17 protein-coding genes are annotated in these 20,685 nt (G+C 59.2%); 11 read left to right on the top strand and 6 right to left on the bottom strand.

Features of this window, described 5'->3' with window-relative positions:
- Positions 1-16 precede the first annotated feature (16 nt).
- From AC30D7_RS14465 to AC30D7_RS14455, 3 genes are all read left to right on the top strand, one after another.
- Positions 17-805 (top strand): AraC family transcriptional regulator, encoded by a 789-nt coding sequence (locus AC30D7_RS14465; RefSeq protein WP_019579971.1) that lies wholly within the window; start codon positions 17-19, stop codon positions 803-805.
- A gap of 96 nt (positions 806-901) precedes the next feature.
- Entirely contained in the window at positions 902-1,075 is a 174-nt protein-coding gene (locus AC30D7_RS14460) for a DUF1427 family protein (protein WP_007933035.1), read from the top strand.
- Between the two features lie 29 nt (positions 1,076-1,104).
- Complete coding sequence (locus AC30D7_RS14455; RefSeq protein ID WP_490134515.1) at positions 1,105-2,061, top strand: quinone oxidoreductase family protein; 957 nt, start codon at positions 1,105-1,107, stop codon at positions 2,059-2,061.
- Between the two features lie 93 nt (positions 2,062-2,154).
- On the opposite strand, the gene AC30D7_RS14450 is transcribed toward AC30D7_RS14455, so the two are convergent.
- Together AC30D7_RS14450 and AC30D7_RS14445 are read right to left on the bottom strand one after the other, a co-directional pair.
- On the bottom strand, positions 2,155-3,189 hold the full coding sequence (locus AC30D7_RS14450; RefSeq protein WP_490134514.1) for a purine-nucleoside phosphorylase: 1,035 nt from the start codon (positions 3,187-3,189) through the stop codon (positions 2,155-2,157).
- A 24-nt stretch (positions 3,190-3,213) separates the two neighbouring features.
- Positions 3,214-4,170, bottom strand: a complete 957-nt coding sequence (locus AC30D7_RS14445; RefSeq protein WP_490134513.1) for a nucleoside-specific channel-forming protein Tsx — start codon at positions 4,168-4,170, stop codon at positions 3,214-3,216.
- Between the two features lie 308 nt (positions 4,171-4,478).
- Between AC30D7_RS14445 and selD the strand changes: the two genes are divergently transcribed.
- Both selD and mnmH read left to right on the top strand, forming a co-directional pair.
- The gene (gene selD / locus AC30D7_RS14440) at positions 4,479-5,513 is read left to right on the top strand and encodes a selenide, water dikinase SelD (protein ID WP_490134512.1); all 1,035 of its coding nucleotides are present in this window, start codon (positions 4,479-4,481) and stop codon (positions 5,511-5,513) included.
- Positions 5,513-6,604 carry a tRNA 2-selenouridine(34) synthase MnmH gene (mnmH, locus tag AC30D7_RS14435; protein WP_490134511.1) on the top strand — a complete coding sequence of 364 codons (1,092 nt, stop codon included), beginning with the start codon at positions 5,513-5,515 and terminating at the stop codon, positions 6,602-6,604. Before selD ends, mnmH begins: the two co-directional genes overlap by 1 nt.
- 207 nt (positions 6,605-6,811) lie before the next feature.
- On the opposite strand, the gene AC30D7_RS14430 is transcribed toward mnmH, so the two are convergent.
- Entirely contained in the window at positions 6,812-7,279 is a 468-nt protein-coding gene (locus AC30D7_RS14430; protein ID WP_490134510.1) for a hypothetical protein, read from the bottom strand.
- A 146-nt stretch (positions 7,280-7,425) separates the two neighbouring features.
- On the bottom strand, positions 7,426-8,097 hold the full coding sequence (locus AC30D7_RS14425; RefSeq protein WP_490134530.1) for a histidine phosphatase family protein: 672 nt from the start codon (positions 8,095-8,097) through the stop codon (positions 7,426-7,428).
- Between the two features lie 310 nt (positions 8,098-8,407).
- On the opposite strand from AC30D7_RS14425, the gene AC30D7_RS14420 reads away from it, so the two are divergent.
- The 3 genes from AC30D7_RS14420 to hemB all read left to right on the top strand — a co-directional run bounded on the left by AC30D7_RS14420 (position 8,408) and on the right by hemB (position 11,179).
- Positions 8,408-9,115 (top strand): glutathione binding-like protein, encoded by a 708-nt coding sequence (locus AC30D7_RS14420; protein ID WP_018925387.1) that lies wholly within the window; start codon positions 8,408-8,410, stop codon positions 9,113-9,115.
- Positions 9,116-9,138: 23 nt separating this feature from the next.
- Entirely contained in the window at positions 9,139-9,981 is an 843-nt protein-coding gene (locus tag AC30D7_RS14415) for a PhzF family phenazine biosynthesis protein (protein ID WP_490134509.1), read from the top strand.
- Between the two features lie 223 nt (positions 9,982-10,204).
- Positions 10,205-11,179, top strand: a complete 975-nt coding sequence (gene hemB, locus AC30D7_RS14410; RefSeq protein WP_490134508.1) for a porphobilinogen synthase — start codon at positions 10,205-10,207, stop codon at positions 11,177-11,179.
- Between the two features lie 134 nt (positions 11,180-11,313).
- Here hemB and AC30D7_RS14405 read toward each other — a convergent pair whose 3' ends face one another.
- Positions 11,314-12,843: an FAD-dependent monooxygenase gene (locus tag AC30D7_RS14405; protein WP_490134507.1), complete on the bottom strand. Its 1,530-nt coding sequence runs from the start codon at positions 12,841-12,843 to the stop codon at positions 11,314-11,316.
- Positions 12,844-13,023: 180 nt separating this feature from the next.
- Between AC30D7_RS14405 and AC30D7_RS14400 the strand changes: the two genes are divergently transcribed.
- A complete protein-coding gene (locus tag AC30D7_RS14400) occupies positions 13,024-14,118 on the top strand; it encodes a DUF1615 domain-containing protein (protein ID WP_490134506.1) in 1,095 nt (364 codons plus the stop codon).
- 81 nt (positions 14,119-14,199) lie between these two features.
- The gene (locus AC30D7_RS14395; protein WP_490134505.1) at positions 14,200-14,820 is read left to right on the top strand and encodes a glutathione S-transferase; all 621 of its coding nucleotides are present in this window, start codon (positions 14,200-14,202) and stop codon (positions 14,818-14,820) included.
- Between the two features lie 66 nt (positions 14,821-14,886).
- Here the strand turns inward: AC30D7_RS14395 and AC30D7_RS14390 are convergent, their stop codons facing one another.
- Positions 14,887-15,327 carry a CBS domain-containing protein gene (locus tag AC30D7_RS14390; RefSeq protein ID WP_490134504.1) on the bottom strand — a complete coding sequence of 147 codons (441 nt, stop codon included), beginning with the start codon at positions 15,325-15,327 and terminating at the stop codon, positions 14,887-14,889.
- A gap of 433 nt (positions 15,328-15,760) precedes the next feature.
- Here AC30D7_RS14390 and AC30D7_RS14385 point away from each other — a divergent pair, with 433 nt between their 5' ends.
- The gene (locus tag AC30D7_RS14385) at positions 15,761-20,599 is read left to right on the top strand and encodes an NEL-type E3 ubiquitin ligase domain-containing protein (protein ID WP_490134503.1); all 4,839 of its coding nucleotides are present in this window, start codon (positions 15,761-15,763) and stop codon (positions 20,597-20,599) included.
- Positions 20,600-20,685: the final 86 nt, after the last annotated feature.

The following is a 20,685-nucleotide window of genomic DNA, read 5'->3' as shown; positions in this document are numbered from 1 at the left end:
TCAATGATCCTAGCCTATGGCCAAGGCCGCACCGCCTGATTTAAGCGATACCGATGTGCCCGTGCAACCGCTGGCACGTACTTACCCGCGTGGTTTGTATATCGAGCCTCATGAGCACGTCTGGGGCCAGTTGCTGTACGCGATGAGCGGTGTGATGTGGGTCGAGACTCCCCATGAAGCGCTGGTGGTGCCGCCACAACGGGCGGTCTGGCTGCCGCCGGGTGTGCCGCACGGGATTCGCGTGGTCTCCGACTTGCAGATGCGCAATATCTACCTGCGGCCGTCGTTGGCGGCGACACTGGACGACAGTGTGCAAGTGATTGAAGTCGGCGGCTTGCTGCGCGAACTGATCGTCGGGCTGGTGGAGCAGGGCGACGACGGTGCCCCGGATTACTACGACGCGCTGGTCGGCCTGGCCTTGCTGGAGCTCAAGCGCGCCCGACGTTCATTGCTGAAAATACCGCTGCCGGACGATTCCGACCGGCGACTGATGAACCTGTGTCAGGCGGTCATGGCCTCACCGTCGCTGGACATTCCCTTCGAGCAGCACGCCGAAAATGCCGGTGCCAGCGTGCGTACCCTGGCGCGCTTGTTCAAGGACGGTTTGGGCATGGGCTTCGCCGAGTGGCGGCGGCAGGTGCAACTGGCGACCGCGGCGGCTGAATTGATTCAGGGTGTACCGGTCAGCACGATTGCCCGGGAGCTGGGTTATTCGCCGAGCAGCTTCAGCGACATGTTCCGCCGGGAACTGGGCGTCGCGCCTTCGCAGTTTTGCGTGAGCCAGCAACGGGGCGGCACTGCGTAAAAAGCACTTTGGCCGACATTCAGAAGTACTTGGCCGACGTCCGTGGCGACCTCTCTCTAGACTCTGCGCATACCCCCTTATGCCACGGAGTCTGTCATGAACTACCTTATCTCGTTGGGTATCGGTCTGGGCGTCGGCCTGCTCTATGGCGCGCTGGATTTTCGTTCCCCCGCACCACCGGCCATCGCGCTGGTGGGTCTGCTGGGCATGCTCGCCGGTGAGCAGTTGTGGCCCTTGGGCCGGCAACTGGTGGCGGGCTGGATCTCCTGAAACCTCTTATCCATTTGGTGGAAATGCCCATGAAAGCACTGCAATTCGACAAAACCGGCGACCTCTCGGCCCTGCGCTACGTTGAGGTGCCCACCCCCGTTCCCGGCGCTGACGAAGTGCTGGTCCAGATCAAGGCGGCGGGCCTCAATCCCAGTGATGTGAAAAACGTACTGGGGCGCTTTCCCTACACCACGTTGCCGCGGATTCCCGGGCGTGATTTCGCCGGTATCGTCGTCGAAGGCCCGCAGGCGCTGATCGGCCAGGAAGTCTGGGGCACCGGCCGGGAGCTGGGCTTCTTTGCCGACGGTTCCCACGCGCAATTCGTCAAACTGCCGGCCAATGGCGTGGCGCTGAAGCCGACGCATCTGAGCTTTGCCCAGGCCGCCAGCCTCGGTGTGCCGTACACCACGGCGTGGGATGCGCTGGAACGCAGTCTTGTCACGACCGGAACGCGGTTGTTGGTGATCGGCGGCGGGGCGGTGGGCAGCGCAGCATTGGCGCTGGCCAAAGTCCGGGGCGCCCAGGTGCTGGCGGCGGCGCGGCGGCCGGAGCAGGTCAAGGATTTGCAGGCTCAGGGTTATCAGACGCTGCAACTGGATAAGCCCGAAGAGCTGGGGGCACAGGTCAACGCCGTGTATGCCGGCGGCGCCGACGTGATCTTCGACACCACCGGTTTCTGGCTACCGGCCTCGGTCCCGGCGCTGGCCGCGTTCGGTCGCATCGCAATCATCGCCGCGCCGGCGGATGGGCATGTGCAGTTGCCGGCCTTGGCGCTGTATCGCAAGGGCGGTTCGGTGGTGGGGATCAATTCGTTGCTGTACGGGGTTCAGGCGTGTGCGGCGATGCTCGAACAGTTCGGAAACTTTTTCGATCAGGGCCTGTTGCCGTTGCCGGAAGGGCTAGTTGAATCGCCGTTGGCCAAGGGGCTGGAACGGTATGCCGAGGTGAATCAGGGCAGCGGTGACAAGGTGATTTTGTTGCCGTAAAGAGCTTCGCGGGCAAGCCTCGCTCCTACAGGTTGGTGTCGATTTCGAACCGTAGGAGCGAGGCTTGCCCGCGAAAGCGTCCTCAAGCCGAACTCAAACCTCAGGCACGCCTTTCTCCCAAGCCGACCAATTCTTTAAGATCTCCTGCACCAACGGATTCCCCGTGCGGTACAGATTCTCCAGTGCCGGCACAAACCCGCCCTGATCGGCGTATTTGAGCAGGTTATCCACTTCGCTCTGGCCCGGCGCCGGCCGGTCGAAGTCGGAACCGGCGCGTACCACCGCCAAACGGCGGACATCCACCAGACCTTCGCGACTGGCCCGCAGCAGTGCCTCGTAGGTGGAGTTGTCTTCCTGCTGAGTGGTGCAGTAGACACCTTCGTTGTTGGTCAGCAATTTTGTCCAGACTTCCGCCCGCTCACTCAAGCGCGTCCCGGAAAACCAGGTATTGCCCGCCAGCGTGTCGCACTGGGTCACCACCGGCGGCTGATTGGCCGGGGCCGACGGATACTTCAAGCGCCACGCCGCCGATTCCTTGCTCTCGCTCAGTTCGACTTTGTGGCTCAGGGCGAAGGCTTTGGCCTGCAACTTCGGATTGAGTTCGAAGACTTCGGTCTTGTAATCCAGCGGCGGTTTTTCGTTCGGGCCTTTGGTGTTGATGCCCAGGTAACCGGTCGGCCAGTCTTTCGGCGCGTCCCGGGAGTCCAGTTCCCACTGAGTGCCGAACTCCACCAGGTAGTGCGCCCACGCGGTGGTGCCGATGGTCCCGTGTTTCGGGCTGATGCCGGCAATCCCGGCGATCAGGAAGTAACTTTTGCGCAGGTCGAATTTCGGCGACAGCGCCAGGGCCAGGGTCGAGGCCGCCGCATTGGTCTGGCCCATACCGGTGACCATCAGGCACACCTGTTCGGTGTTGCAGCGAATGTTCGGGTACTCGGCGGACAGGCCCGGTACTCGCACTTCCTGCTTGAGTTCCAGGCGATCGATCCAGTTCTGCGCCTCGGGAGCGAACATGGTGATCAGCATCACTTTCGGCTGGATCGGCGCTTCTACCGCCCAGGCAGAGGAAGAGAGCAGGGTGCTTGCCGCAAAACCGACAGACAGGGAAAGACGCGTCATTGCTTTCATAAAACCTCCTGATTCAAATGAGCCTTAAAACTGATAGCCAACACCGGCGTAGTAACCCCAGCCGTTGGAACGGGCGCGGAAGTCGCCGTCGCCGAAATTCAACTCACTGCCGTCCTCCCAGTTGCCGCCGTTGTGGAAGTAACGGCCGACCAGGGTGAAACGCAAGTGGGTGAAGGCGTAGAGCAACACGTTGGTGGCCACGGTGGCATTGGCGGTGCGGGCCGGGTTGTCCTTGTGCAGGTCGGAGCCGAAGTCGAAGTTGGTGAAACCGATGTAGGTCAACGAAGCGCCGTTGCTGAAACTGCTGATGGGCACGATGTATTTGAGCTGGGCGCGGTAGCCGTCCCACGAGTATTCGTTGCTGGCGCCGTAGTTTTCCCACTGGTAGCGACCGTAGAAGTTGGCCGACAGGTTGACCCGCGAATGGGTGTCGATGTCGGTGCCGAGGCCGCTGTACAGCGTGTTGGCGCGGTTGGCACTGTTGCTGCCATGGTCGTAGATCCAGTCGAACGCCACGTACCATTCCTTGAACGGCCCGACGGCCAGGCTGCGGCCGGCGAGGTAGTCGATGGAAATCCGCGGTTCGTGCTCCATGAACACTGGCGAGCCGTGGTCCCACACGCCTTTGTCATGGCTGTTGCCGATGTCGAAGATCTTCGGAATGTCGATGTAGCCGTACAACTCGAACGGCCCCTTGCGGCCGAAGTATTCGTACTCCAGGTAAATATCGTCGGTCGGTTGCGGGCCGAAACTGATGTCCTTGCTGCCGATGACGGTCAGGTCCTGATTGAACCAGTCCGACAGGTACGCGCCTTTTTTCGGTGGGTTGGCTTCAGGGCTGAGGGCTTCGCCCTGGGCGGATTCTTCGGTGGTGGCCAGTTGGGCCAACGCGCAGCTGCTGAGTAGTCCTGTAACGCTGGCCAACAGCAAGGAAACAGCAAACGTGCGCGAGCAAGTCACGCGACTGGAGGTGCAATGCATTAAAAGTCCCTTTTCGTGCGTATCGAAGGCCCGATGGTGCGGGCTTGTGCGGTTTAAGTGGCGAACAGGCCGGTATCGGCGACTCGCAAACGTTTGCACAAGCTGTACCAATTTTCTCAAAGCGCTGAAAAACCGGAGGAATTGGCGGTTTTGCTGTCCTTTCGGTCAAGGATTTCGCGGGGCGGGGGAAAAGAAGGGGAGTCGGACGCACCAAAGTGAGTTTCGCTGCACAAAGATCGTTCTTGCGCGGCTCCTGCCAAATGGGGTTGCTGTAGAATCCTCGCCATTGACTTCACAAGGTGCATCCCATGAGCGAGCCGATTCGTCTGACCCAATACAGCCATGGCGCAGGTTGCGGCTGCAAGATTTCGCCCCAGGTACTGGAGGTGATTCTGGCCGGCAGTGGCGCGCAGAACCTGGACCCGAAACTCTGGGTCGGCAACGCTTCGCGCGATGACGCGGCGGTGTATGCCATCGACGAAGAGCGCGGCGTGGTCTCGACCACCGACTTCTTTATGCCGATTGTCGACGATCCGTTCGATTTCGGCCGCATCGCCGCCACCAACGCAATCAGCGATATTTACGCCATGGGCGGCGACCCATTGATGGCGATTGCGATCCTCGGCTGGCCGGTCAATGTGCTGGCGCCGGAGATTGCCCGGGAAGTGATTCGCGGCGGGCGGGCGGTCTGCGATGAAGCGGGAATCCCCTTGGCCGGCGGCCATTCCATCGACGCGCCGGAGCCGATCTTCGGCCTGGCCGTGACCGGGCTGGTGGAAAAGCGCCACATGAAGCGCAACGACACCGCCACCGCCGGATGCCTGCTGTACCTCACCAAACCCTTGGGAATCGGCATCCTCACTACCGCCGAGAAAAAGGGCAAGTTGCGCAATGCCGACATCGGTCTGGCCCGCGACTGGATGTGCACCCTGAACAAACCCGGCAGCCGTTTCGGCAAGCTCGACGGCGTGACCGCCATGACCGACGTCACCGGTTTCGGTCTGCTCGGGCACTTGGTGGAAATGGCCGACGGCAGCAATGTGACGGCCCGCATCGCCTATGACCGTGTGCCGCGCCTGCCGGGCGTCGAGTATTACCTCGATCAGGGCTGCGTGCCCGGCGGCACGCTGCGCAATTTCGACAGCTACGCCAGCAAGGTCGGTCGGCTCCAGGAGTTGCACAAACGCGTGCTCTGCGACCCGCAGACCAGCGGCGGTTTGCTGATTGCAGTCACGCCCGAAGGAAACGCAGCGTTCCTGGCGGTGGCGGCCGAACTTGGGCTGGTCCTTCAGCCCATCGGCGAACTGGTTGAGCGACAGACCCACGCGGTTGAGGTGGTTTGATGTCCAGAGACTTCACCGATTACCGCGACATCTTCCTCAACGACCGGCCGATGATGGATGTGCGCGCGCCGATCGAATTCCTCAAGGGCTCATTCCCTGGCGTAGTCAATCTGCCGCTGATGAATGACCACGAGCGGCAACGGGTCGGCACTTGCTACAAACAACAAGGTCAGCAAGCGGCCATCACGCTGGGGCATCAATTGGTGGCTGGCGCGATCAAGGCTGAGCGAGTCCAGGCCTGGGCCGATTTTGCCCGGGCGCATCCGGATGGTTATTTGTATTGTTTTCGCGGCGGGCTGCGTTCACAGATCACCCAACAGTGGCTCAAGGACGAAGCGGGCATTGACTATCCGCGGGTCGGTGGTGGCTACAAGGCCATGCGCACCTTCTTGCTCGACACGCTCGACCAGGCCGTTGCCCAATGCGATTTCGTTTTGCTGGGCGGCATGACCGGCACCGGCAAGACCGAGGTGCTCGCACAATTGAGCAACGCGCTGGACCTTGAAGGTCACGCCCATCATCGCGGCTCCAGCTTCGGCAAACGCGCCACCGGCCAACCCTCCAACATCGACTTTGAAAACCGCCTGGCCGTGGACGTGCTGAAAAAACGCGCCAGCGGTATCGAGCAGTTTGTGCTCGAAGACGAGAGCCGCGCGATTGGCAGTTGCGCGCTGCCGTTGCCGCTTTATCAGGGCATGCAGCAGTTTCCGATGGTCTGGCTGGAAGACAGCCTGGAAGGGCGCGTCGAGCGGATCCTGCGCGATTACGTGGTGGATTTATGCGCCGAGTTCACCGAGGTGTATGGCGATGAAGGCTTCACGCTGTTTTCCGAGCGGATGTTGGCGAGCCTGAACAATGTCCAGAAACGCCTGGGCGGCGAACGCCATCGGCGGATGCTGACCTTGATGGAAGACGCGCTGGCGGAACAGGCTAATAGCGGCGCGGTGGACTTGCACCGGGGCTGGATCGAAGGGTTGCTGCGTGAGTATTACGACCCGATGTATGTGTTTCAGCGGGAGAAGAAGGGCGCGCGGATCGAGTTTGTCGGGGATCGGGGGGCGGTTCTCGAATATTTGCGGGAGCGGGGGTAAGCAGCGGGGGTGATGTTGTTTTTGCTGGCCTATCGCGAGCAGGCTCGCTCCCACATTGATCTTCAGTTACCACAAAATCGTGTACCACTGAGATCCAGTGTGGGAACGAGACTGCTCGCGATGAGGGCGCTGGGAAGCGCCAAGTCTCTTCAATCCGATCTGCCCGCCGAACTCGGACACATCTCTCATTATCAAGCTCCCACCTTCTTAGGGGCACTTTCCATAGACCAAAAAGCCATTGCAGTTAGTAAGTGTGTCTGTTTTTTCAAGAGGGGCTGAGAGCTGTTGAACGACTTGATCACGATCTTTGTACTGCCAGCTTAGCGCGGCTACTGTATGCCCATGGCCTGTGCCCTCGGGCATATTGGCTGTATGCCCTCCAAGGGCTGAACATGTTACGTCAATATTGCAGGTTCCTTTGGGAGATTGAGTGATAGGGCTGTTGCCATTGCAAGTTTGATTGGCGGAGCTCTGTCCCCATTTCTCCCAGCACTCCTCATCTCGCTTAGGCTCTAGTTTTGGAGCATTGTCCCTCATTATTTTGCTTTCCAGTTCTGCTCTAATCCTTGCATCTTCCAGACTTTTTCTGTACTCATCTTCTGTTTGTGCATGTGAAACTGGAGCAGTTGTCAAACTAAAAAACATTGCGGCATACAAAGCATGTGTTCGTTTCATGGCTTCACCTCCAATTGAAGTGATAGCGTGAAGCGATAGCATGAAAGACGCTACTGTCAGAAATAATAGATTTTAGTTTGGTTTTAGTTTTTTACTTAATAAAGAAATATTTTTAATGAATTAGCTGTCGGGAAGCCGTCGACTCGTTACGTCGGACAAGTCTCCCGACCGTTATCCAGCCCTTGCTTGTAGAGGTGGCTCTGCAGGCTGGCCTTGCCGTTGTGCCAGGTCAGCGTGAGCACGTACAGCGAGTCATAGTCGCTGGATGCCCAGTCATCGGTGATGCGCTGTTCTGAGCCGACGGCTTCCCCGGCGACCTTGTTGATCAGCTCGGGCAGGTAGCCATGGGACCAGGCGGTATAGATGATCGAATTGTGATACTTGTCGCGAAGCAGTTCCTCGGCCAGGTCGCTGGTGTCGTTGGCCGAAAATTCGATGTTCACCGGCAAGCCGAGCTTGATCGCGCTGGGGCTGATGGTCATCAGGGGGCGGATGTAACTGTAGGAGTTATCCAGTTCGCCTTCCTCGACATTGCGCGTCGGGTTGGCGGCAAACACGTAGTTGGCCTTGCCGAATTTTTCCGGCAGCAAGGTGGCCAGGTCGATGGCGCGGTTCAGTCCCTGGCAATTGAGCTGACCCAGGCCGCCGGCCGGTTTTTCCGCGTGACGCAAAAACACCAGCGTCTGTGTACCGTCCACCGGCTGGGCGCGGCTTACACTGGACTCCAGCGACAAAAGCAACGCGCTGGCCGCCAACAGAGCGGGCAGGAAGATATAAGCACGATGTTTGAAGCGGTTGGTGAATTTCAAAGGATTCATCATCGAATAGGTGATCTTCAGCGCATTTGGTTAAGGCTGACAAACATTGACACCTCAAGCTCCTAGCATAGGGTGTTTTCCATGTCGTTGACCCGGTCCATTTCTAACAGGGCAATGCTCAGAGTCCGATGAAGCCCTTTTGGTTCGATTCGAGCTTCGATCCGAGCGAGGTGCCTGGCACTTTAGCGGCAACCTTGAACGGATTGGGGGGAAGGTTATCGACAGGATGTTTCGGATTTATGGACACAGTACACATCTTGGCCCCGTCCCCCTTATGATCTTCACTCCGATTTTCCCGTGGAAGCTCCCGATGACCGATTTGTCTGCATTCCCCATCACTCGAAAATGGCCGGCCCAGTACCCGGAGTGGATCCAGCTCTATTCCTTGCCAACGCCCAATGGCGTCAAGGTTTCGATCATGCTCGAAGAGATCGGGCTGCCCTACGAGCCGCATCGTGTGGGCTTCGACACCCAGGATCAGCTGTCCCCTGAGTTTTTGTCGCTGAACCCCAATAACAAGATCCCGGCGATCCTCGACCCCCACGGCCCGGGCGACCAACCGCTAGCGCTGTTCGAGTCCGGGGCGATTCTGATTTACCTCGCCGACAAGAGCGGGCAACTGCTGGCGCAGGAGTCGGCAGCGCGTTACGAGACCCTTCAGTGGCTGATGTTTCAGATGGGCGGTATCGGGCCGATGTTCGGCCAGCTCGGTTTTTTCAACAAATTCGCCGGCAAGGACTACGAAGACAAGCGTCCCCGTGATCGCTACGTCGACGAAAGCAAGCGCTTGCTCAAGGTCCTCGATGGCCGCTTGCAAGGGCGCGACTGGATCATGGGCGAGCGCTACACCATTGCCGACATCGCGACCTTTCCGTGGGTGCGCAACCTGATTGGCTTCTACGAGGCTGGCGACCTGGTCGGCATCCAGGATTTCCCCAACGTCACCCGCGTGCTGGAGCGTTTCCTGGCAAGACCGGCGGTAATTCGCGGGCTGGAAATCCCCAAGCAATCCCTTTGAATCCTTCATCACCAAGGCAGGCAATGAGCGCATTCGATTTCAAGCAAGTAGATGTTTTCAGCCCCGTCGCGCTCAAGGGCAACCCGTTGGCGGTGGTGTTTGGCGCAGACAGGCTCAGTGATGAACGCATGGCGGCGTTCGCGAACTGGGCCAACCTCAGTGAAACCACGTTCGTGCTCGAACCTCGAGACCCCCGGGCCGACTATCGAGTACGTATCTTCACCACCTTGCAAGAGCTGCCGTTCGCCGGTCATCCGACGCTGGGCACGTGCCATGCCTGGCTCGAAGCCGGTGGAGTGCCCAAGGGTGAGGAGATTATTCAGGAGTGTGGTGTCGGCCTGGTGCGGGTGCGTCGGCAGGGAGCGGAGCTGGCGTTTCTCGCGCCTCCGCTGCTCAGGTCCGGCCCGGTGGACGCCGGGCTGGTCGAGCGCGTACGGCAGGGGCTCGGGTTGGCGCCGGGGGCGATTGTGCGCACGCAATGGGTCGACAACGGTGCCGGTTGGCTCGCCGTGATGGTCGAGGACCGCCAGCAGATTCTGGACTTGCAGCCGGATCATGCACAGATGCTCGGCCTCGCCGTCGGTGTCATCGCGCCATGGCACCCGGAGCGCGATGGCACGGATGCGCAGTTCGAAGTGCGGGCGTTCATCTCCGGCGATGGCATGCCGGAAGACCCGGCCACCGGCAGCCTGAACGCCGGGATCGCCCAATGGTTGCTCAGCGAAGGGCTGGCTCCGGCGTCTTATGTCGTCAGTCAGGGCCTGACTATGGGCCGCGCCGGGCGGATTCGGGTGGAGCAGGTGGGGGATGAAATCTGGATTGGTGGTGCTGTGGTGACCTGTATCAGCGGCACACTGACGATCTAACCTATGGGCTTGCTCGCGAAAGCGGTGAGTCAGTGACATCAATGTTGAATGGCAGGTCGCCTTCGCGAGCAAGCCCGCTCCCACTGGGTTTTGTGCTGGATGCGGGGATTGTTGCCGAACCGGTAACGCTTTGTTCCGCGTCTGAGGTTTGTGTCCAGCTCCACACTGGACATAAGCTTCGCCCCTACGAATATCGTCTCATCCGTTTTTTTCAGGAAGGCCCATGCCCAGTCAGTTCCCCGAAGCACGTCCACGCCGTCTGCGCCGCAATGCGAGCCTGCGCAGCCTGTTCCAGGAAACCGAGTTCAGCTTGAATGACCTGGTGCTGCCGATTTTCGTCGAGGAAGAAATCGACGATTTCGTGCCGATCAAGAGCATGCCCGGGGTGATGCGCATTCCCGAGTCGAAACTGGCCGGCGAGATCGAGCGTTACGCCCGGGCCGGGATCAAGTCGGTGATGACGTTCGGTGTGTCTCATCATCTGGACAGCAACGGCAGCGACACCTGGAACGATAACGGCCTGGTGTCGCGGATGTCGCGCATCGCCAAGGACGCTGTGCCGGAAATGATCGTGATGTCCGACACCTGTTTTTGCGAGTACACCGACCACGGCCATTGTGGCGTGTTGCATCAGCACGAAGTCGACAACGACCAGACCCTGATCAACCTTGGCAAACAAGCCGTGGCCGCCGCCCGGGCCGGCGCTGATGTGATCGCGCCGTCGGCGGCGATGGACGGGCAGGTCCAGGCGATTCGCCGGGCGCTCGATACGGCGGGGTTCAGCCAGACCGCAATCATGGCCTACTCGACCAAATTCGCCTCGGCGCTCTATGGCCCATTCCGTGAGGCCGGTGGCAGTGCGCTGAAAGGCGACCGCAAAAGCTATCAGATGAACCCGATGAATCGCCGCGAAGCGGTGCGTGAGTCATTGCTGGATGAACAGGAAGGCGCCGATGCGCTGATGGTCAAACCGGCCGGCGCGTACCTGGACATCATCCGCGACATCCGCGAAGCCTCGCGTCTGCCGTTGTCGGCGTATCAGGTGAGCGGTGAATACGCGATGATCAAATTCGCCGCCCAGGCCGGGGCGATCGATGAAGATCGGGTGGTGCGCGAGAGTCTGGGGGCGATCAAGCGGGCGGGGGCGGACTTGATTTTCACCTACTTTGCAATGGACCTGGCCCTGGCCGGGATCTGAAGATCACCCCATAACCCCTTGTGGGAGCGGGCTTGCTCGCGAAGGCAGTGTGTCATTCAGCATTGATGTTGGCTGACCCGACGCCTTCGCGAGCAAGCCCGCTCCCACATTTTTGATCTTCGGTGGTATCGGGTTCAGCTGATGAAAGGCCGTATCCCATGATCGCGGAAATAGCGTTCGATCACCTTCGGGTCGGCGCTGTAATCGGCGATCGCCACATAGGTATCCGGTCGAAGCAGGTAAAACCCGCTGCGCGCCAGCCCCACGGTCTCAAACACCGGTCGCCAGTCGAACACCTGCAACGGCATATGATGCTCATTGCACCAGGCGATCATCTCGTCGCTGGTGTCGCCATACACATGCACCTGCCAGGTCGGGTATTTCAGCGATTCGAAGTTATCTCCTTCACCGTCATGGGCCCAGGGCAGGCGATCACCGCCGTGAACATGGCCGGCAACGCCCTCGCTCAACGGCATGCCGCGATAGTTGAGGGTGGTTTGCGATACCGTGCGAAACAAGAACTCCCGGGCTGCCTCGAACGAGATCATTTTCGGGATCAAAAAGGGGGCCACACGCATGCGCATAACATCGGCAATTGGCCCATCGGCGGTAACGAAATTGAACACCCGGTCAGTGGTGGCCACCAGGCGCCGGGCAAAGGCGATGCGTTCGGTTTCATAACTGTCGAGCAGTTTGGACGTGGCGCTGCCGCTTAGTACTGCCGCGAGCTTCCAGGCCAGATTGATCGCGTCGCCGATTCCGGTGTTCATGCCCTGACCACCCGCCGGGCTGTGGACGTGGGCGGCGTCACCCAACAGAAACGCGCGCCCCATGCGAAAGTGATCCGCTACCCGGTGATGCACGCGGTAGGTCGAGAACCAGTTCACCTGATCGACCTGCACCTTTAAATGCTCGATGGCCCGGCTGCTGACGTCTGCAAACTGAAGGGTTTCGGCGCGGGCGGCGCGTTCGTCGCGAACCGTGCCAATCAAGCGGGCGCGACCATCGCCGGCCAAGGGGAACACGGCGAGAAAGTCGGCTTCGTCGAGGTCCACATGCAATTCACCGTTGAACGTCGGGCCACGGGCCTGCACATCCGCTACGTAGAAAATCTGCTGGTAGGTGCCCCCGGGAAAATCGGTGTCCAGGGATTTGCGCACGATCGAGCGGGCGCCGTCGCAGCCTGCGAGGTAACAGGCCTGGCAGGTTTGCTGCTGGCCATCGGGCAAGCGCAGCGTTGCGGTGATGCCATCGCCGGTTTCCTCGAAACTTTGCAGTTCGGTGTTGCGCTCCACCGTAATGCCAAAGGTCTCCAGGCGTTCGATCAGCAGTTGTTCGTGCTCGTCTTGCGGATAGATTTCCAGAAACGCATAGGGCGTCAACCCCTCGCCGATGGTGCTCAACGGCAGGTGTGCGACCGCTTCGCCCTTGACCCAGAAATTCGCTGCGCAGACGCGATGGCCGTTCTGCACCACGGCGTCGCTGAGGTCGAGCTGGCGATACAGCTCCAGCGTTCTGGCCTGTACTGCCAACGCGCGTGAGGTGGTGCCGGGGGCCGAGGTCTTGTCGATAATCCGCACCCCAATCCCCAGCTTGCTCAGCCACAGTGCCAGGACCAGCCCGGTCGGGCCGGCGCCGATGATCAGCACGTCGCTACGGTTCATGAGCCTGTCCTCCTCGGTGTGTGGATCAAGTATGGTTCAACCGGGATGCGCTCGCGGACCGACTGCTCAACGGAGAAGCGCCACGGCGGCTACGGAACAGTGAGAGGCCGCGACAGTCATAGCCTGCGCCATGCCATTGATCGTATGGTTAACCCGGCTCAACGGATTTGATGGAGCACCATGCAAGCCAATCGATTGATCATGAGCGTGGCCGCGCTGTTGGTACTGGCCGGTTGCGGCACTCAGCGTCCTCAGGAACCAGCGGCCCGCAAGCCTGCCGAGGTCAAGGCCGAGATCGTAAGCCTGCTGCCGGCCAAGACAGTCGACCGCCAGGGCTGGGCCACGGACATCTATGCGGCGTTTGCCGCGCAAAAGATTTCGCCGACTACGCAAAACCTGTGTTCGGTACTTGCGGTCGCTGAACAGGAGTCGACGTTTCAGGCTGATCCACCGGTGCCAGGCCTGGGCAAGATCGCCCGGGACGAAATCGACCGCCGCGCCGACAAAGCCCACATCCCCAGCCTGCTGGTCAGCGGTGCCTTGCAGGTGCGTTCACCCAACGGCAAAAGCTACAGCGACCGGCTGAATGCCGTGCGCAGCGAAAAAGAGCTCAGCGCGATTTTCGATGACTTCATCGGCATGGTGCCCATGGGCCGGACCTTGTTCGGTGGCTTCAACCCGGTGCACACCGGCGGGCCGATGCAGGTCAGCATCGACTTCGCCGAGCAGCAGGCGCGGGATTATCCCTATCCGGTGAGCGGCTCGATTCGTCACGAAGTGTTCACCCGTCGCGGTGGCCTGTATTTCGGTATCGCCCACTTGCTCGGCTATCCGGTGAGCTATAAGCAGCCGCTGTATCGCTTCGCCGATTTCAACGCCGGTTGGTACGCCAGCCGCAATGCGGCGTTTCAGAACGCGGTCAGTCGTGCGACGGGTATCCCGCTGGCGCTGGATGGCGACCTGGTGCGCTACGACTCGATCATGCCCGGCACCACGGAACTGGCGGTACGCACCCTTGGCAAGCAATTGAACATGCGCAACCCGACCATTCGGGATCAACTGGAGGAGGGTAAAAGTCTTCAATTCGAGGACTCCACGCTCTATCAACGCGTCTTCGCCCTGGCCGAACAGGCCGAAGGCCGGCCATTACCCCGGGCGGTGTTGCCGGGGATCGTGCTGCAAAGCCCGAAAATCACCCGCAAACTCACCACGGCGTGGTTTGCCAAGCGGGTCGACGAGCGCTATCAGCGCTGTATGAAGCGCGCGGGAGGGTAACCGGGCAAGCTCGCTCCCACAGGGTTCGCGCGCATTCTTTGGCATCTGCTACAAAGAGAGAGTCGCAGAGGAGATTTAGTCATGTACCAGCTCTATGGGCATCAGAATTCTGGGGCGGCCGCCATCGAGGCCGCGCTGGAACTGTGCGAGGTTCCTTATCGTTTCATCGACGTTTCATCGTCCCCGGAGGCGGTGCACGCGTTGGAGAAGCTCAACCCGCTCAAGCAGGTTCCCACTCTGCAACTGCCCGACGGCGGCGTGCTTACCGAGAGTGCAGCCATTCTGATTCATCTGGGCCTGACGTTCCCGGAGTCGAACCTGTTGCCGGAAAACCCGATCAAGCGTGATCAGGTGATTCATGGCCTGGTGTACATCGTCAGCAATTGCTACGCCGCCATCGGCATCATCGATTACCCCGAGCGCTGGCTGGACAAGGCGGACGAATCGTCCCGGAAAAACCTCATGGCCGGTACCCGCCGGCGCCTGCACTGGCATTGGGAGGTGTTTGCCGATCAGTTCGCCGGCAAGTTGTACCTGGGCGATGGAAAACCGGGCGCGCTGGATATTCTGGCGGCGGTGGTGACGCGGTGGGCGGGCACCCGGGAGCACTTGCGGGTTGCACGGCCGGGGTTCTTCGCCTGGCTCGAACGTTTCGACCGCCATCCCGCATTGGCGCCGGTCTTCTCGCGGCATTGGCCATAGGACACCGCCAGATAAAGGTGGGAGCGGGCAAGCCCGCTCACACAGGGGATGTGCGGTGCGCAGGGATCACTCGCCGCGAATGTACTGCTCCAGCTGCCGAATCAGTTCAGCCTGTTCGGCAATGGCTTCCTTGACCAGGTCACCGATCGACAGCAAACCCATCAGCTCACCGTCCTCCACCACCGGCAAGTGCCGCAGGCGTTTGTCGGACATGATGCCCATGCAGGTTTCGACGGTTTGATGGGTGTCCACGGTGATCACCGGCGACACCATAATGTCGCTGACTGGTGTGCCGACGGAGGAGCGCCCCTTGAGCACCAGTTTGCGCGCATAGTCCCGCTCACTGATGATGCCGACCACCTTTCCATCTTTCAGCACCGGCAACGCACCGACGTTTTTCGCGGCCATCACCATCAGTGCTTCCAGCACCATTTGATGCGGCGCAATGGTGTGGACTTCCTGATTCTGTTGGGCCTTTAACTTGAGCAACTGGGCGACGGTTTTCATGACGGCTTCTCGGGTGTTGTCGTTGTTCTTGAAGAATCGTAGAGACACGCTCACAGAGCAAGGCACAAAGCGGCAGATAACACGCAAATAGCGTCATTCAGTGATTTTTCTTTCGTAAACCTCCCGATCTGTCGCGAGAGAGCGTCTGTCGGCCGGATAGACTGAGGCCTGGAGGGCGTTCAGTTTTGTCGCGTGTCGATCCGGGAGCCCAGGTAATGGGGGAGTATGGATTTTTTGGTTAATACCTTGAAATAGAGAGAGGGAAATCGAATAAAGAAGTTCGGGTAGGCTCGCACCTCCAATAAGTCACGGATGACTCGTTATTATGTTTGATGCTCTAACGGCTGCTAAATCTACGCAGCGTTCACTGCCTGAGTCTATGACTCAGAGTCCGCACACACCTTTCATTGCCAAGTCTCTTCCAGACTGGCTGTTGAGCACCCGTGCAGAAAATCGCGTCGCTTTAAAACAGAATGTCGGACCTGCCATGCCCTGGTATGACAGGGCGTCGGCGCAATTACGTGGAGAGATGAAAAGGGCGTTTGAGGACAGTTGGGTATCACAAAACGAAACTGATAAAACCCTGAACAAAATTCAGGAAGTCGAAACGTTCGCAGAACAGCTTTTAATCACTGCACTGAAAGACAAGTACGGCATTACCCTGGATGTCAAAGCGACCTACCTGCGGCTTTACTGCCCCAAGGGCATTGTCGTCGGGTTTGATGTGCGGACGCTGTCGCTGCTTGAGGCCTCGCTGCATAACTTCGAAGTTAAAGAAACCCGAGCGGGTTATTTCGACAGGGCGAGTGACTTCATTACAAAGCCTTCTGCTTCCGGGCAATTCGACGTCGTGCCGATCAAACATAAACTGTCTGTCGAGGCCTTTGCAGCGCTGTGTCGTGAACTGGATATCGGGGCTCGATACCAAACTTACCTGAAGGTGTTCATTAGCTTCACCAACCCGGTGGCGAGGGCGGTGTTACAACATAAAGTAAAGAACAGCCAACAGGATGCGTTGCGTGCGGCCAGTGTTCTGGCGCTCATGAAACAAGATATCGATCATGAAACTCACCGCCTGCTGTTGAATCTGGTTGCGGGGCATCAAACACTGACTTTGCGCGGTACACCGATGTACCGCTACGAGTTGACGATGATGGACACAGCCCTGACAGGCATTGTTCTGATTTCGGCGGACCTCGATCGCAGCCGTCAGCTCGAACAAGTCATCGCTTATATCCCTCATGATCCGGAACATCCGGTCAAACAATACCCCTCCCTGGCCAGCTTCTACAGAGAGCTGATCACTCAATTACGCGTCCCTGGGTATCAGCGCTTTTTCAGCCGGTTCGTCCCTCACCAACAGCGGGGCACCTTCTTTTTCCAGCTCAATAACCGGCTTTCAAGCATTCAATGGCATGCATCCTTGCCGTTTGAGCAAAAGCCGGCGTGGCGTGAGGAGCCGAATATCAATCCTGATTTACGGATGACCTATCTGCGAAACAGCGGTGACTTCTGGACCCATGACTTTCACCAGAAACTGAACAAGATCCTCGATGATGCTCGGGCTATGGCGGTCCCCACTGACGATGAGGATGAAAAATCTCGTTGGGCGCGTTGGGATAGTTTTCAAAAAGTTGCCGTCGCCGTTCTTGAAGTGGCCGCTTTTGTGGCGACGCCCTTTGTACCGTTGCTTGGCGAGTTGATGCTGGCCTATACCGCCTATCAACTGCTTGATGAAACGTTCGAAGGGATTGTCGAGTGGTCAGAAGGGCAGCGGAGCGAAGCAGCCGGGCATCTGATCGGTGTGGCTGAAAGCCTGATCCAGTTGGGTGCATTCGCGGCAGGAGGCAAAGTAGTGGGCACCCTGTTGCCGCTCAAGTCGTCGCCCTTTATCGAGGGCATGAGGGTCGTAGAAAAGAGCGATGGCAGGTCGCGGTTATGGGAGGCGGATCTGGGGCGCTACGCACAGTCGGTCACCCTTGATGAGTCTGCCCGGCCGGATGAAAAGGGCATTTATCGACATTCCAGGCAGGAAGTGCTGCCGCTCGATGGCAGGCAGTTTGTGATTGAGCCTGATCCAGGATCGGATCAGTACCACATCCAGCATCCTCGTCGGCCCGACGCGTATGCCCCCCGTCTTGTACACAATGGCGTTGGTGCGTGGACGCATGAGGCTGAGCGCCCTCAGGCCTGGCAGGGCGTCACCCTGATGCGACGCCTGGGACATCGCGTCGATTCGTTTTCCGATCAAACCCTGGAACAGATCCGGATCGTCAGCGGTGTTGACGATGCGGTATTGCGCAAACTACATGTTGAGCATGAGCGGCCACCGGCGTTGCTGGTGGCAACCATCAAGCGTTTTACCGCTGACCAGGAGGTTAAAACCTTCATCGAGCGGATCAGCAGCCATGATCCGCAGGTGTATGGTCAGGCCGATGTGCAGACTCAGCTGGAACTGCTGACGCTTCATCGCAAATGGCCCAAGAACCGTACCGTGCAGTGGCTCGACGCTCAAGGCAAGGTGCTCTGGCAATCTTCGCCAGACCTGGGCGAACCGATAATCAAGGTCAGATCCGGGCAGACTGGTTACCACGATCTGGCCGCAACACTGCTGTCCCAACTGCAGGAACAGGAGGTCAAGACGCTGCTGGATGAAGCGTTTGGCAATGGAACCATCGCCCTGGATGTGCGGGCGGCCAGACTGCGTGCGCTCATCGCCGCGGCGGCCAGGGAGCAAAAAACGACGTTGGTGGATGCTCGCTTCAGACTCGATGAAGCACCTGTCGACCCTGACGTTGCGGCGCACGTTGAATGGTTGCGTAGCGAGTTTCCGCAAATGCCGGGTGTCATCATGGATGAGTTGCTGGTCGGTATCACCGAGGCGGAACAAACACAGATGAGCGATCGACAGCATTTGCCGTTGCGACTGCGACAGGAGGTCCGCTTGGCGATGCGTGAATGGCGGATTGTGCGGGCGTACGAGGGGTTGTATTTACCGTCGAGCGCGAATCTGGATACCAGTCGGCTGGCGTTGTACAGTCTTGAGCGACTGCCAGGCTGGTCGCCCGAGGTGCGCATCGAGATTCGCAACCAGTCGTTCGAGGGTCCGCTGCTCGACAGTATCGGGCCGGAGCATGCGTCCATTCGCAAAGTGCTGGTGCAAACCCTGGAGAACACCTTTCAGCCCTATGACGAAGAGGGTAATACGCTGCATGGCGCCGACGATTTCTATACCGCCCTGTTACAAGCCTTGCCTGACGCCACGCGCAGAAAACTGGGCCACGAAATCGGCCAAGGCATCCAGTTGCGACAGACATTGCAGAACGCACCGCTGACGCATGCGGCGCTGCGCGAAATTCTCCCGGATCCCTCTGTTCAGCAGGTTTTGGACACCGCGGCCGCAACCCGTTTGCGCGGAGCCGTTCAGGGATATGCGCGGATCAATGAGCCTCTGCTCGGTACAGGGGGGACCTTGAGTTTGGAGGATCGGTTCAAGGTGCTGTATCCGCAGGCGAATGCGGATACGTTTGCCGATTTTGTCCGCTCATCGGGCTCGCAGACTCAGGCGTTACGGCTCATCGACGAACGGGAATTGGAGTTCGAGGAGCTGACCAAAACCCTGTATAGCTGGGTGGCGATCGAGAGAGGAGAGCTTCTGCCTATGGATCAGCGCTACCACAAAGGGCGTTTTGCCAAGGCAATCAAACAATGCTGGCAGGCAGCACAAGCGTCGGGGCCGGAGGGCTACGCGCTGGATCTGGATTTTCACTGGACGAGTGATTTTCTGGAGTATCTGCCAGTGTTGAACGCTGATTTTCAGCATGTCAGTTCGCTGCAGTTCCGCCATGTCGAATTGCGCACTGATATCACCGGTTTTCTTGGTTATTTTCCCAATTTGAGAGCGCTGGATTTGAGCGATAACGCGCTGGTCGCCGCCCCTCGCTTGCAAGAAAGTCTGCCAGTGCTCGAGCATCTGAACCTCTCCGATAACCAACTGACGCTGACCGCTGACAGTGCGGCGGATCTGGCCGGTCTGACCCGTCTGCAAACGCTGAGACTGGCCGGTAACCCGGCGCTGTCGCAGATGCCGGATGTCAGCAGGATGGCCGAACTCGACCTGTTGGATCTGCACGATACCGGTATCACGGAGTGGCCCACCGGCCTGCTCTCGCTGCCGCGACCGCGCGCCTTTGAACTGGATCTGCAGGGCAATCCGATCGAACAGGTTCCCCAAGTGACACCCGGTTCGGAGCAGGCACGGCTTGTTGCCCGCACCCGTTTGAGTCGCGACCGGTTGTCTGATCAAGGTCGTGAACAATTTCAGAGCTATATGCGCTCGGTAGGGTATGACCCGGCACGCAGTTACCCGCCCAAGGGCGAGGAGACCAGTGTGTACTGGCTGGAAAGTTTGTCTGACGTACAACGAGAAGGCAGGCAAGCGAGCTGGGATGAGCTTGAAGGGGAGCCGAATGCCCAGGGATTTTTCGAGGTGCTGGAGCAACTCACCGACTCAGCCGATTACGTCGAGCAAGCCAGCCGCCCCGGGCTGACACAACGAGTGTGGCGCATGCTCGATGCCGCTGCCCAGGACACCCCGCTACGCGAAGAACTGTTTCGTATGGCGAGCAACCCTGATTCCTGCGCTGACGCCGGTGCGCAGATTTTCAATGAAATGGGGATCAAAGTACTGGTTCACGAAGCGCATCTGGCCGGCAGCCCTGAGCAGGTCGAAACGAGCCTGATCAAGTTGGCGAAGGGCAAGTCCCGTCTGGATCAGGTTAATGAAATCGCCCGCGCCACCGTCCAGAGCCGATTGCAGGCCGGTGAAAGCTTTATGGCGGTCGATGAAGACGGGGACGTCACGGGTACCATTGATGAGGTGGAAGTTTATCTGGCGTTTCAGACCGGCCTGGCGGATCGGCTTGATCTGCCATGGCAATCGCGAGGGATGTTGTTCCGGGAGATGGCCGAGGTCAGTGATGCGCAGATAGATCAGGCGTATGAATCGGTTTTGTCGCTCGAGGCGGGTGAGGGGGGGCTGAACCGGATTATTGAACAGCGGTTCTGGCGCAAGTACCTGAAAAGTCGCCACGCGCAAGCGTTCGCACAGAATTCGACGGTGTATAACGCCAGATCAGAAGAGCTGCTCAATCGGCATTTGGCGGGCGCTGTCTCGCAGCAGGTGTATGAGCGCGAACTTCTTGAGTTGGGTGAGGGGCGTAAGGGGTTGTTGAGGACGTTAACAGTGGAGGCGTTGAAAAAGGCCGCATAGCCTGCACGGTCCCGCATCGCATCACGCGACCGGTCTGTCGTTGCGGATAGACCGGTCTTTTTCAGGCCGTTAGCGTGTTTGGCCCC

It is taken from the genome of Pseudomonas sp. DF5 (assembly GCF_058148225.1).
The sequence above is the reverse complement of the archived record's forward strand: the minus strand, read 5'-3'. Positions and strand labels throughout refer to the sequence as shown.

Excerpts from the sequence above, each read along its gene's own strand:
- hemB (WP_490134508.1), top strand. The coding sequence starts at position 10,205 with ATGCCCAGTCAGTTCCCCGAAGCACGTCCACGCCGTCTGCGCCGCAAT.
- selD (WP_490134512.1), top strand. The coding sequence starts at position 4,479 with ATGAGCGAGCCGATTCGTCTGACCCAATACAGCCATGGCGCAGGTTGC.
- mnmH (WP_490134511.1), top strand. The coding sequence starts at position 5,513 with ATGTCCAGAGACTTCACCGATTACCGCGACATCTTCCTCAACGACCGG.
- AC30D7_RS14420 (WP_018925387.1), top strand. The coding sequence starts at position 8,408 with ATGACCGATTTGTCTGCATTCCCCATCACTCGAAAATGGCCGGCCCAG.
- AC30D7_RS14425 (WP_490134530.1), bottom strand. The coding sequence starts at position 8,097 with ATGAATCCTTTGAAATTCACCAACCGCTTCAAACATCGTGCTTATATC.
- AC30D7_RS14430 (WP_490134510.1), bottom strand. The coding sequence starts at position 7,279 with ATGAAACGAACACATGCTTTGTATGCCGCAATGTTTTTTAGTTTGACA.
- AC30D7_RS14415 (WP_490134509.1), top strand. The coding sequence starts at position 9,139 with ATGAGCGCATTCGATTTCAAGCAAGTAGATGTTTTCAGCCCCGTCGCG.
- AC30D7_RS14445 (WP_490134513.1), bottom strand. The coding sequence starts at position 4,170 with ATGCATTGCACCTCCAGTCGCGTGACTTGCTCGCGCACGTTTGCTGTT.
- AC30D7_RS14460 (WP_007933035.1), top strand. The coding sequence starts at position 902 with ATGAACTACCTTATCTCGTTGGGTATCGGTCTGGGCGTCGGCCTGCTC.
- AC30D7_RS14465 (WP_019579971.1), top strand. The coding sequence starts at position 17 with ATGGCCAAGGCCGCACCGCCTGATTTAAGCGATACCGATGTGCCCGTG.
- AC30D7_RS14400 (WP_490134506.1), top strand. The coding sequence starts at position 13,024 with ATGCAAGCCAATCGATTGATCATGAGCGTGGCCGCGCTGTTGGTACTG.
- AC30D7_RS14395 (WP_490134505.1), top strand. The coding sequence starts at position 14,200 with ATGTACCAGCTCTATGGGCATCAGAATTCTGGGGCGGCCGCCATCGAG.
- AC30D7_RS14450 (WP_490134514.1), bottom strand. The coding sequence starts at position 3,189 with ATGAAAGCAATGACGCGTCTTTCCCTGTCTGTCGGTTTTGCGGCAAGC.
- AC30D7_RS14390 (WP_490134504.1), bottom strand. The coding sequence starts at position 15,327 with ATGAAAACCGTCGCCCAGTTGCTCAAGTTAAAGGCCCAACAGAATCAG.
- AC30D7_RS14455 (WP_490134515.1), top strand. The coding sequence starts at position 1,105 with ATGAAAGCACTGCAATTCGACAAAACCGGCGACCTCTCGGCCCTGCGC.
- AC30D7_RS14405 (WP_490134507.1), bottom strand. The coding sequence starts at position 12,843 with ATGAACCGTAGCGACGTGCTGATCATCGGCGCCGGCCCGACCGGGCTG.